At 67.0% G+C, this 11,686-nt stretch carries 11 protein-coding genes; 5 read left to right on the forward strand and 6 right to left on the reverse strand.

The annotated features are described in order from the left end of the window. The first annotated feature begins 316 nt into the window (after nt 1-316). The 3 genes from ACZ5MJ_RS18200 to dinB all read left to right on the forward strand — a co-directional run bounded on the left by ACZ5MJ_RS18200 (nt 317) and on the right by dinB (nt 3,647). Nucleotides 317-1,453, forward strand: coding sequence for a TRAP transporter substrate-binding protein (locus tag ACZ5MJ_RS18200; protein ID WP_464221244.1), 1,137 nt, complete (start codon nt 317-319; stop codon nt 1,451-1,453). Between the two features lie 141 nt (nt 1,454-1,594). Beyond that, nucleotides 1,595-2,506: an EamA family transporter RarD gene (gene rarD / locus ACZ5MJ_RS18205; protein ID WP_464221245.1), complete on the forward strand. Its 912-nt coding sequence runs from the start codon at nt 1,595-1,597 to the stop codon at nt 2,504-2,506. Nucleotides 2,507-2,567: 61 nt separating this feature from the next. After that, nucleotides 2,568-3,647, forward strand: a complete 1,080-nt coding sequence (dinB, locus tag ACZ5MJ_RS18210) for a DNA polymerase IV (RefSeq protein ID WP_464221247.1) — start codon at nt 2,568-2,570, stop codon at nt 3,645-3,647. Nucleotides 3,648-3,720: 73 nt separating this feature from the next. On the opposite strand, the gene ACZ5MJ_RS18215 is transcribed toward dinB, so the two are convergent. Continuing rightward, on the reverse strand, nt 3,721-4,737 hold the full coding sequence (locus ACZ5MJ_RS18215) for a DUF2272 domain-containing protein (protein ID WP_464221249.1): 1,017 nt from the start codon (nt 4,735-4,737) through the stop codon (nt 3,721-3,723). A 241-nt stretch (nt 4,738-4,978) separates the two neighbouring features. After that, complete coding sequence (locus ACZ5MJ_RS18220) at nt 4,979-5,257, reverse strand: HU family DNA-binding protein (protein ID WP_012354324.1); 279 nt, start codon at nt 5,255-5,257, stop codon at nt 4,979-4,981. A 1,204-nt stretch (nt 5,258-6,461) separates the two neighbouring features. Between ACZ5MJ_RS18220 and ACZ5MJ_RS18225 the strand changes: the two genes are divergently transcribed. After that, on the forward strand, nt 6,462-6,977 hold the full coding sequence (locus ACZ5MJ_RS18225) for an SET domain-containing protein (RefSeq protein ID WP_464221253.1): 516 nt from the start codon (nt 6,462-6,464) through the stop codon (nt 6,975-6,977). A 40-nt stretch (nt 6,978-7,017) separates the two neighbouring features. Here the strand turns inward: ACZ5MJ_RS18225 and ACZ5MJ_RS18230 are convergent, their stop codons facing one another. From ACZ5MJ_RS18230 to phhA, 4 genes are all read right to left on the reverse strand, one after another. Next, complete coding sequence (locus tag ACZ5MJ_RS18230) at nt 7,018-8,688, reverse strand: sensor histidine kinase N-terminal domain-containing protein (RefSeq protein WP_464221255.1); 1,671 nt, start codon at nt 8,686-8,688, stop codon at nt 7,018-7,020. Between the two features lie 35 nt (nt 8,689-8,723). Beyond that, nucleotides 8,724-9,428 carry a response regulator transcription factor gene (locus ACZ5MJ_RS18235; RefSeq protein ID WP_432258705.1) on the reverse strand — a complete coding sequence of 235 codons (705 nt, stop codon included), beginning with the start codon at nt 9,426-9,428 and terminating at the stop codon, nt 8,724-8,726. Nucleotides 9,429-9,598: 170 nt separating this feature from the next. After that, the gene (locus ACZ5MJ_RS18240; protein ID WP_010811305.1) at nt 9,599-9,898 is read right to left on the reverse strand and encodes a 4a-hydroxytetrahydrobiopterin dehydratase; all 300 of its coding nucleotides are present in this window, start codon (nt 9,896-9,898) and stop codon (nt 9,599-9,601) included. A 148-nt stretch (nt 9,899-10,046) separates the two neighbouring features. Beyond that, the gene (phhA, locus tag ACZ5MJ_RS18245; protein WP_464221256.1) at nt 10,047-10,976 is read right to left on the reverse strand and encodes a phenylalanine 4-monooxygenase; all 930 of its coding nucleotides are present in this window, start codon (nt 10,974-10,976) and stop codon (nt 10,047-10,049) included. 168 nt (nt 10,977-11,144) lie between these two features. Here phhA and ACZ5MJ_RS18250 point away from each other — a divergent pair, with 168 nt between their 5' ends. Next, a complete protein-coding gene (locus ACZ5MJ_RS18250; RefSeq protein ID WP_432258702.1) occupies nt 11,145-11,630 on the forward strand; it encodes an Lrp/AsnC family transcriptional regulator in 486 nt (161 codons plus the stop codon). Nucleotides 11,631-11,686: the final 56 nt, after the last annotated feature.

The raw sequence follows: 11,686 nt of genomic DNA on the forward strand, positions 1-11,686 counted from the left end.
CCGTGCACCGTCTCACAATGCGAAAAAACCCAGGAGATGGCGCATGCGACTAGCGAAAACCCGCACTTGCGCGGGGCCCCGTGGCGAAAGGGCCACCGCTATAATCGGCTAGCTTGTCTTTCGGGTAAGACAGCCCTTCGCCGTGGCTCGCGTCCGGCGCCCGGCATGCAGGGCCCGCCGCCGTGCCCGGTCGCAACAGGCACAGCGCTGCGCAGGCTGCCGTACCACGGCGGCCGGTGCGTCACGGTCCGGCGCGCGGCATCATGCAAGCCGCGGGCCCGCATCCGAATCAGAATCTATAAGAGGAGAAGTGGAGATGGAACGTCGTTCCTTTCTGTTGAAAGCGTCGGCCGTGGCTGCCACCGGAGCCCTGGCCGCGTGCGGCAAGGGTGAAGAAAAGGCAGCGCCTGCCGCCGCCAGCGGCCCGGCCGCACCGGCCGTGGTGGGCAGCAACCCCGCCGTGGAATGGCGCCTGGCCTCGAGCTTCCCCAAGTCGCTCGACACCATCTTCGGCGGCGCTGAAATGCTGTCCGCCCGCGTCAAGGAACTGACCGACGGCAAGTTCAATATCAAGGTCTTTGCCGCCGGTGAAATCGTGCCGGGCCTGCAGGTGCTGGACGCGGTGCAGAACAACACCGTGCAGATCGGCCACACCGCCGGCTACTACTACTTCGGCAAGAACCCGACGCTGTGCTTCGACACCACCATCCCGTTCGGCCTGACCGCGCGCCAGCAGAACGCCTGGATGCTGCAGGGCAACGGCATGAAGCTGATGCGCGAGTTCTTCAAGGAATACAACGTCGTCAACTTCCTGGGCGGAAACACCAACGCGCAGATGGGCGGCTGGTTCCGCAAAGAAATCAAGACCGTGGCCGACCTGCAGGGCCTGAAGTACCGTATCGCCGGGTTTGCCGGCGTGGTGCTGTCGCGCCTGGGCGTGGTGCCGCAGCAGATTGCCGGCGGCGACATCTACCCTGCGCTGGAAAAAGGCACCATCGATGCGGCCGAGTGGGTGGGCCCCTACGATGACGAGAAGCTGGGCTTCTACAAGGTGGCACCGTACTACTACTACCCGGGCTGGTGGGAAGGCAGCGCACAGCTGTCCTTCTACGCCTCGGCCACCGAGTACGAGAAGCTGCCGGCGCTGTACAAGCGCGCGCTGGAAACCGCCACCATCGAGGCGCACACCAACATGATGGCCAAGTACGACACGGTCAACCCGCAGGCGCTGGCGCGCCTGCTGGAAAACGGCGTCAAGCTGCGCCCGTTCTCGAAAGAGATCATGGAAGCCTGCTTCAAGGCGACCCAGGAAGCCTACGCCGACGAAACCGCCAAGAACCCGTCGTTCAAGAAGATCTATGACGACTGGCGCGTGTTCCGCAATAACGAGGCCGCCTGGTTCAACGTGGCCGAGCAGGCCTTCGCCCAGTTCAGCTACGCGCGCAAGCTGTAAGCCGGGCACGGCCCTGGCGCTGCCGCAAACCCCATGTTCCTTCGGGAGCATGGGGTTTTTTGCTGGCGGCGGCGCCAGCGCCCGCGCCGGGCGGGGATCGCGCGGCACCGGTAGAATCGCCGGCATCTACCGGAAAACCCTATGCAACTCGGCATCATCTACGCCCTCATGGCCTACGTCATCTGGGGGCTGCTCCCGCTCTACATCAAATCGCTGCCCGGCATCGCGCCGGTGGAAATCCTGCTGCACCGGATGGTGTGGTCGCTGGTATTCCTGGGCCTGATCCTGGCGTGGCGGCGCCAGTGGGCGTGGCTGGGCAAGGTGCTCAAGGACCGGCGCCTGCTGCTGTCGTTCGCCGCCAGCGCGGCGCTGCTGTGCGCGAACTGGTTCCTCTATATCTGGGCGGTATCGGCCAACCGCGTGGTCGACGCCAGCCTGGGCTACTTTATTAACCCGCTGTTCAGCGTGCTGCTGGGCGTGGTGTTCCTGCATGAGCGGCTGCGTCCGCTGCAATGGCTGTCGATCGCGGTGGCCGCGGCCGGCGTGGCCTGGCTGACGGTGGCGGCGGGCCAGTTGCCGTGGATCGCGCTGGGGCTGGCGGCCAGCTTCGGCGGCTATGGCCTGCTGCGCAAGACCGGCGCGCTGGGCGCGCTGGAAGGGCTGTCGCTGGAGACGCTGCTGCTGTTCCCGCTGGCCGCCGCGGCGCTGGCCTGGCTGTTCGCCACCGGCCAGGACAGCTTCACCCACGCAGCACCGGGTACGCAGTGGCTGCTGCTGCTGGCGGGGCCGGTGACGGCGGTGCCGCTGCTGTTCTTCGCGGCCGGCGCACGGCGCATTCCGCTGTCGCTGCTGGGCCTGCTGCAGTACACCGGGCCGACGCTGCAGCTGCTGCTGGGCGTGTGGCTGTGGAATGAGCCGTTCCCGGCACAGAAGCAGGCTGGCTATGCGCTGATCTGGCTGTCGCTGGCCCTGTATGCGGCGGAAGGATTGTGGATGAGTACACGACAGAAGCCCACAATCATCCAGGCGATCAATGAATCGACCAATAATTGAAGCCAGATCATTCATAGCGCCAATGATTATTAACGGATAACCGATCCGGTGCCTGGCCACCATGTCCGCCCCGCCTGAAGCCACGCCCGCGGTCCAGCGCAAGATCATCCATTGCGATTGCGACTGCTTCTACGCCTCGGTCGAGATGCGCGACGACCCGTCGCTGCGCGGCCGCCCGATGGCCGTGGGCGGCGCGCCCGACCGGCGCGGGGTCATTGCCACCTGCAACTATGAGGCACGCGCCTTCGGCGTAAGGTCGGCGATGGCGTCGGCGCAGGCGCTCAAGCGCTGCCCGGAACTGCTGATCGTGCGCCCGTCGATGGACAAGTACCGCGAGGTCTCGCGCCGGATCTTTGCGATCTACCGCGAATACACCGGGCTGGTCGAGCCGCTTTCGCTGGACGAGGCCTACCTGGACGTGAGCCTGTGCACGCGCCACGCCGGCAGCGCCACCCGCATCGCCGAGGAGATCCGCCAGCGCGTGCGCGAGGAAGTGGGCGTGACGGTGTCGGCCGGCGTGGGCCCCAGCAAGTTCGTCGCCAAGATCGCCAGCGACTGGAACAAGCCCGACGGGCTGTTCGTGGTCAGGCCGGCGGCGGTCGATGCCTTTGTCGCCGCGCTGCCGGTGGAGCGCATTCACGGCGTGGGCAAGGTCACCGCCGCCAAGCTGCGCCGGCTGGGGGCCGAGACCTGCGGCGACCTGCGGCCATGGTCGCCCGACCGGCTGCACCGCGAGTTCGGCGTTTTCGGTGCGCGCCTCTACAAGCTGTGCCGCGGCGTGGACGAACGCGAAGTCACGCCCGAACGCGAGCGCAAGTCGATCAGCGTGGAAGAGACCTATGCCGACGACCTGCCCGACCTGAAGGCCTGCCTGGCGGAGCTGGAACCGCTCGTCGCCATGCTCGAGGCCCGCATCGACCGCGCGCAGGCGCACGACACCATCGACAAGCTGACCGTGAAGCTGCGCTTCGCGGACTTCCGCCAGACCACGGTGGAATGCCGCGGCCATGCACCGGACCGCGCCGTCTACGCGCGCCTGCTGGCCGAGGGCCATGCGCGCCGGGGCTTGCCGGTACGGCTGCTGGGGGTGGGGGTTGGGACGAGCGACCGGGATACGGCGCAGCTGGAACTGTTCGACTGAGCGGAATACTATTCGCGCGAATTATCGAAACAAATAAAAATACAACCGGTCGATAAATAACATCGATAACGCGTTACTGCAGCTCGTTCCGCATCACCAGCAACCACGGCATATGCGAATTGGTGACGCCGTCGAGCTGGCCGGAATCTCCCAGCTCGATTTCCTCCATCGACACCGACTGCTGGACATTGCCGCCGATGGCGCGTACCACGCGAGCGGCGGGATCCACGGCCACCACGATGTCGCAATGCATGGGCGTCGTGCCGAAGCCGATTTCGGCGATGTCCTCGAGATAGCGGTCGCGCCCGCGGCCGGCGCAGATGATGTCGCCGGGACGGGGCATGGCGGGGACCGGCTCGATGCGGAAGGCGGGCCTGGGCAGGATGCCGTCGCGGGCGTCGACCACGTACATCGAATGCGACTGTCCGGTCAGGAACTGGCGCTCGTCCAGTCCCGCCTTGCGCAACACCCACGAAATAAACACCGCCGACCACGCCCAGGAGCCCTGCGTGACCTGCCGGCAAGTCGGCGTTTCGCCGACGATGCCCCAGTAGCGGCGCGCCAGCGTGCAGCCCAGCGGGGTGGCTTCCATGCCGGTGCCATCCGGGAACGACAGGCAACTGGCCGCGGGCGGGGGATTGCCGTTGGATTTGGACTCGGTGTCGGTGGTGGCTGCCCTGGGCGCTCCCGCTTCCGCGGGCGACGCTGATTCGGCCCCTGGCGTCTCGGGCAATGCCGGCGGCAACTCCGGCGCGGGCGCCGGACTGTAGGTCACGCAGGACGTGTCGTCCCGGCCCAGCCGCACCACCTGCCCGCCCCAGCGGGTCCATTCCTGGGTGGCGATCTCGACGATGCGCTCGCGCGGCGTGGCGCCCGGGCGCGTCACCGGCCGTTCCGTGTCGGGCAGCGCGCGCGCCTGCGGCCGCACTGGCTCGCTGATCGTGGTGCAGGCGCTCAGCAGGGCCAGCGCCGCTGCCGCGCAGGCGGCACGCAGGGGGCCTGGCGCCTGTGGAGAAAGCTGTGGAATCGGCTGTGGAAAGCGCTGTGCATAACGCTGTGGAAATCTACGGCGCAGCGGACGGGCAAACATGTTGGCCCCACGTGGCATGGCGCCGGGTGCGGCCTGTCGCGGCCACGGCTGGACGCCAGTTGGAAGACTTCGCGCGCCATCGCCAGGGTGTGGATATGGCGATGCGGCGGGTACTGCAGAATATTCAGATCACGACTGTGGATAACGTCCCCCGCCTGGCGCGCGCCTGCGCCCTCGGGCACCGGGGCGGCGGCATGGCGGGGTCAGGCTACTCCGGGCTCTGCAGTGCAGCCCGTCAGGCTCACTGGTTGACAGCGTCCTTGAACTTCTGGCCAGCCTTGAACTTCACGGTCTTGGCGGCTTCGACCTTGATTTCTTCGCCGGTACGCGGGTTGCGCGCCATGCGCTCGCCACGCTCGCCCTTGCTGAACGTGCCAAAGCCGATGAGGCTGAGCGTATCGCCCTTGGCCACGGCGTCCATGATGGCCGACAGGGTCACGTTCAGTGCCTGTTCCGCCTTGGCCTTGGTCAGACCGTCCACGCCGGCTGCGATAGCGTCGATCAGTTCGGTTTTCGTCATGCTTCACTCCGTATCGAGTTGATAAAACACAGGCGTCCGCATGCCGCGCGGCCAGGCTGGCACCGCTCCGGCAAAGACGCCGCGGGCCACATGATACCGTGTCGGACAAGGCGCACCGGGAACAGATTGTTACCGGACAGTTTCCGCAAGCCCGCGCCAGGCCGTGCTTCGCGGCAAATCGACGCGGTCAGGCAGCGTCGGCACGCAGGCCCTCGGGTGACGAAAACGGGCTATGGCTGCACAAGAAGCATCAGGGTGTCGTGGCGCGCTGTCGGGCATGCGGATCGCGCCAGGCCTCGCCAGAGGTCCTCACAGGGCTCCTGAGCGCCCGCAGACACGCAGACAGGGCATGACAGCCAGCGCCCGCCAAAACTGCCAGAAGGCTCCTTGCAAGCCTCCTTATCGATAACTGCACTATGGTGCATGTTCCCGGGTCGGCACCCGGATCCTCCTGCCTGGCTATTCAGCTCATGCATGGTGCGGGTTCGAGCCGGTTTACGGTTCTCTCCCGCAGGCTGAAGGTTGGGCGTATACGCAGATCCCTCCAGTTTTGCCGCCTCGCCGTATACGCCCGCCGGGTATACGCGCGCCGCCAGCCAGGTCAAATCACAAAGTCTCTCGCAATCCTGCCGTATACGCCTGCCGCCATTCGGATGGGCCGCTGCGCTGGCTTGTTCTTTCGGTTTACCTTTTTCTTTCATGTATACAAATAGTAGTAGTAGGTAAACGACCGCCTCCGCTGTGGAAAACCCTGTAAACGTCTTTCGGCTCAACGGTTTACGTAAACCAGAAGTGCTTGTATCCAGTGTTGGCCGAGGTGGATGACTCAGCCCGATGGATGAAGCGGGTCCCGGACCCCCTCCGACTTATGCCTGAGGCATCCCCATGCCAGCCCCAGGCAGCCCACATCCAATCCGCGTGCTTTTCCACAGATCGGGGCCGGGTTATCCACATGCGGGGAGGTAAACGGACGCGGCGGTCTGGTTGGGTAAACGGAAAAAAAGATCGGTGGGCCGAGTAACCGGTGTGGCGGCGGCGTGGCAACGTATACGTCCGGTTTGCGGCTGGATCGGGTCGATGCGGTCGCCGCCGGAAGCGGTTGTCACGTATACGTGCAGCAGCCGCCCCGGTATCATCCCCGATCGCGCCGGGGCGTCCGGCACCGGCCACCCAGGCACAACAGGCGACGAGCACGGAAAGGCAAATGGCGGACAAGGCAAAGCGCAAGGCAGCAGGCGAGGGCAGGAAGAAGACGGCGAGCGACCGGATCGAGGTGCGTCAGTCGGGCGTGCACGGCAAGGGTGTCTATGCCATCGCCCCGATCGCCGAAGGCGAACGCGTGATCGAGTACAAGGGCGAGCACATTTCGTGGAAGAAGGCGCTGGAGCGCCACCCGCACGATCCCAGCGACCCCAACCACACCTTCTACTTCAGCCTGGACGACGGCAGCGTGATCGACGCCAAGTACGGCGGCAACCGCGCGCGCTGGATCAACCACGCCTGCGAGCCCAACTGCGAGGCGCACGAGAAGAAGGGCCGGGTGTTTATCCACGCGCTGCGCGATATCGCCCAGGGCGAGGAACTGTTCTACGACTACGGCCTGGTGATCGATGCGCGCTATACCGCCAAGCTGAAGAAGGAATTCGAGTGCCGCTGCGGCAGCCCGCAATGCCGCGGCACCATGCTGGCGCCGAAGGAAAAGAAAAAGAAGGACAAGTAAGGCGCTGCCGGCCCTGCCAGGCCAGCGCGCCGCGGCGGGTTCAGGCCACCGATCCCGCCGGTTCGCAGGGGATCCGGATCACGAAGCGCATGGTCGGCCGCCGCTCGGGCGCGGCGTCGGTGGCTGGTGCCACGCCGGCCGCAGCCGGTACCTGCGGCACATCCTCGATGTGGATGGTGCCCTGGTGCAGGGTGATGATCTCATGCACGATGGCCAGACCCAGGCCGGCGCCGGCGGGTTGGTCCGCGCGGCCGCCGCCCGGCTCGGGCGCACGGTCGCCGCGGAAGAAGCGCTTGAACACTTCTTCGCGCCGCTGCGGCGCGATGCCGGGGCCGTTGTCTTCCACCATCACCACCGCCATGCCGCGGTGGCCCATGGCCTCGCCGCCGGCGCGCACCGTGATGCGCCCGCCCGCGGGCACGTACTTCACCGCATTGTCGATCAGGTTGGACAGGGCTTCACGCATCAGCAGCCGGTTGCCGCGCACCACCGCGGGCGCGCTGCCGGTGAAGGTGGGGCCGGGCAGGATCTCGAAGCCCAGGTCGATGCGGCGCGCCAGCGCCTGCGGCACCCACTCGGCCCCGGTCTCGAAGGCCAGCTCGGCGAGGTCGAAGTGCTCCACCGGCCCGAGACGCTCCAGCGACAGCCCCGGCTCGGCGCGTGCCAGCGACAGCAGCTGGTTGGAGAGCCGCACCGCGCGGTCGGCGGCGGTCTGGACCTCGCGCAGCGCGTGCCGGGCGACTTCCAGCGAATCGGCTTCCTGTGCCCGGTCGGCATGCAGCTTGACCGCGGTCAGCGGCGTGCGCAGCTGGTGCGCCGCGTCGGCAATGAACTTGCGCTGGGCGTCGAGCGCGTCGCGCAGCCGCGCCAGCAGCGCATTCAGGCCGCGGATCAGCGGTGCCACCTCGGCCGGCACCTGGGTTTCATCCAGGGCGGCAAGCGAGCGCGCAGTCTGCCGGTTGAGCTTGTCGGCCAGGATCTGCAGCGGCACCAGCTCTTCCTTGAGCACATGCGACAGGATCAGGCTGCCGACCAGCAGCAGCAGGATCAGCGGCACCGATACCGACAGCAGGATCTCGTTGGCGGCGGTCTCGCGCCGGTCCAGCAGTTCGGCCACCTCCACCACGATGGGTCCGCGCGCCGGCTTGCCGGCTTCGCTGGTGCCGAGTTCATCCACCGCGATGCTGGGCAGCATCACCGGCAGCCGCACCGCGCGTACCTGGCGGCCGCTGAACCAGGCGTAGAACAGGCGCGCGTCGTGCAGCGTGGTCTGGCCGGTGCCGTAGCCCAGCCAGGTGTCCATGCCGCCGATCAGCCCGTCGGGACCGTGGATGCGCCAGTAGATGCGGTCATTGCCCTCGGCCTCGACCAGGGTCTGCGCGATCATCGGGATGTCGTGCTCCAGGCGCGGGCCCGCGATGCGGATCTGCTGGGCGATGCTGTTGGCCACGCCATACAGCGCGCGGTCGAACACCTGCGTGGTGTAGTGCGCCGCCAGCCAGTACGACAGCGAGCCGCTGGTCAGCACCAGCGCAAACAGCGGCGTGGCCAGCGCGCGCAGCAGGTGCACGCGCAGGCTGAGGTTGAGGCCGGGCCGGGTGGCCTGGCGCGGGGCGGACGCGGCAGCTTCGCTGCCGGGCGCAGCCTTGCCGCCGCCGGGGGGATCAGCCGTGGCTGAATCGGAGCGGGCGTTGCGGGATCTGGGCCACATGGCCTAGGCCGGGAGTCGCGAGGGCAGCGGGGGCTTCATTTGCCGGCGCGCATCTGCAGCAGGTAGCCGAAGCCGCGCACGGTGACGATCTCGACATCGCTGTCTTCCAGCTTCTTGCGCACGCGGTGCACGTAGACCTCGATCGCGGTGTCGCCGACGGTGTCGCCGCCCTCGCCGGCGGGGTGGGCAAAGGTGGCCAGGTGGTCCTGCAGCTGTGCCTTGCTGACCACGCGGCCCTGGCGCTGCAGCAGCAGCTCCAGCACCGCGAACTCGCGCGGCGACAGTTCCAGCGGGCGGGCGTCGATAAACATGCGGCGGTCGTTGCCCGACAGCCGCAGGCGCCCCAGGCGCACGTCGCGCTCGGGCGCGGCCTCGCCATGCTGGCTGCGGCGCAGAAGCACGCGCACGCGCGCCTCCAGTTCGGGCAGGGCGAAGGGTTTGATCAGGTAGTCGTCGGCGCCGGCGTTCAGGCCGGAGAGCTTGTCTTCGAGCTCGTCGCGCGCAGTCAGGATGATGACCGGGGTGGTGCGGTTGCGGGCGCGGTAGCGCGCCAGCAGGGTCATGCCGTCGATGCCGGGCAGGCCCAGGTCGAGGATGACCAGGTCGTGCTGCTCGCGCAGCAGGTGTTCGGTGGCATAGACGCCGTCATGGACGACGCGCACCTGGTGGCCGGCGCGGGACAGGCCGGCTTCGACGCCGCTGGCAATCTGGCGGTCGTCCTCGATCAGCAGGATACGCATGGCGGCAGCTCGGGTAGGACGTTGGGCATGGCTCGGGGGAAGGCCTCTTGGCGCACACAGGAGGTGCGGGCCTGCCGCAGATTGTACTAGGCGCAGGCCCCGGGTTCCTTACGGATTGCCTACAGCCGGAATGCCTGGCCGCCCCGGTCCGGACGCCGCCGCGGCCGCGCTCAGTCCGTCACCGCGTCGGCGGCGCGCTCGATGAAGTGGGCCAGGTCGATGTCGCGCTGCGTCAGGCCGTTGGCATCGTGCGTGGACAGCGTGATGTCGACCCGGTTGTAGACATTGAACCATTCCGGGTGGTGGTCGGCCTTCTCGGCCTGGATCGCCACGCGCGTCATGAAGCCGAAGGCGGCGTTGAAGTCGTGGAAGGTGAAGCGCTTGAAGATCGCGTCGCGGTCTGGGACGGTGGTCCAGCCGGGCAGGTCGGCGAGCAGCGTGGCACGGGCTTGCGGGGAAAGAGGGGTCATGATGGGCTCGATCTGAATCTTGGGGAAAAACGTAGGTCGCAAAATGCGGACAGCCGGCCCGCCCGCGCCGAGGCGGCGGGCATGCCGGCATTGTTTCACAAAGCGGGAAGCGGGGCAGGACGCCCCGGGTTTGCAGGTGGGCGCCGGATCAGATGTCGTCGGTATCGGCCCAGCCTTCGCGGTTGCCGACATTGAGCACCTGGTCGCCCGGGGCCACGTCGCCCGCGCCCAGCGTGGGCTGCGCGCGCAGTTCTTCGTACAGCGGCGCGAAGTCCGGCCGGGTGGCGTCAAACAGCTGTTCGAAGCTGTCGATCACGAAGTAGGTCTTCTGGAAGGTGTCGATGCGGTAGCGCGTGCGCATGATGCGGCGCACATCGAAGCCGATCCGGTTGGGGCTGGCCGAATCCAGGCTGTAGATCGACTCGCCCTGGCTCGACAAAATGCCCGCGCCGTAGATGCGCAGCCCTTGCGGGGTGCGGATCAGGCCGAATTCAACCGTGTACCAGTACAGCCGCGACAGCATCTCCAGCGCGCCCAGGCCGGCCGCCTTCAGGCCGCCCTTGCCGTAGGCTTCCATGTAGTCGGCGAAGACGGGGTTGATCAGGAGCGGTACGTGGCCGAACACATCGTGGAAGCAGTCCGGTTCCTGCAGGTAGTCCAGCTGCTCGGGCTTGCGCATCCACCAGCTGGCCGGGAAGCGGCGGTTGGCCAGGTGCTCGAAGAACACCTGGTCCGGCACCAGGCCGGGCACGGCCACGACTTGCCAGCCGGTGGCGCGCATCAGGGTCTCGTTGAGCTGGTCGAAATCGGGGACGCGGTCCTTTTCCATGCCCAGCGTGGCCAGGCCTTGCAGGAATTCGTCGCTGACGCGGCCCTGCAGCATCGAGGCCTGGCGCTCGTACAGCTTGCGCCAGATGGCGTGGTCGGTGCTGGTGTAGCGGTGCACCGGCTGGGCGATGGTGAAGTCCGGGCGCAGTTCCTGGCCGGACAGCAGGCCGGCGTCGAACTGTTCCTTGAGCTTGTCGGTCAGGGTGCCCTGGAAGGCGCCGGGGGCTTCGGTGGCCGTTGCGATGGACATGGGTGCGCGTCTCCTGAATGCGTGCTTGCTGCATCGGCGGCAGCGTGAATGCGGATTTACTGCGTAGTTTAGGCGTCGGATGGCGCAATCTGGCCGCATAATCCGCCTGTTTCAAAATGATCGTGCATATAATTCGCATCATCCGATCAAGAAATGCGGGATTTGTGTATGGCTGCCCAAAGCGTCTCCCTCGACCCCTATGACCTGGCCCTGCTGGCCGCGCTGCAGGCCGACGGCCGCACCACCCACCAGCAGCTGGCCGAGCGCGTGCACCTGTCGCCCAGCCAGGTGGGGCGCCGGCTGGCGCGGCTGGAAGCCGACGGCGTCATCACCGGCTACCGCGTCAACCTGTCCTCGCAGGCGCTGGGCCTTGGCGTGATGGTGTTTATCAGCGTCAAGCTGGCCCACCATGCCGACACCATCATCGAGCGCTTCCGTGAAGAAATCCTGCTGCTGGAAGAGGTGCAGGAGTGCTATTCGGTGGCCGGCGAGGCCGACTACCTGATCCGCGTGGTGGTGCCGGACCTGCCCACGCTGGCCGAATTCACCATGAAGCGGCTGATGCGCGTGCCCGGCGTGGAAAGCGTGCGTTCGAATATTGTGCTGACGGCGATCAAATGCGACGGCCCGCTGCCGCTGTCGCACCTGCGCTGAAACTTTTCCGGCGGCGCGCTGCAGGATTGCGTGCCGGTCTTGCGCTCCTGTGGCGT

This window comes from Cupriavidus sp. LA-1, from assembly GCF_055385985.1.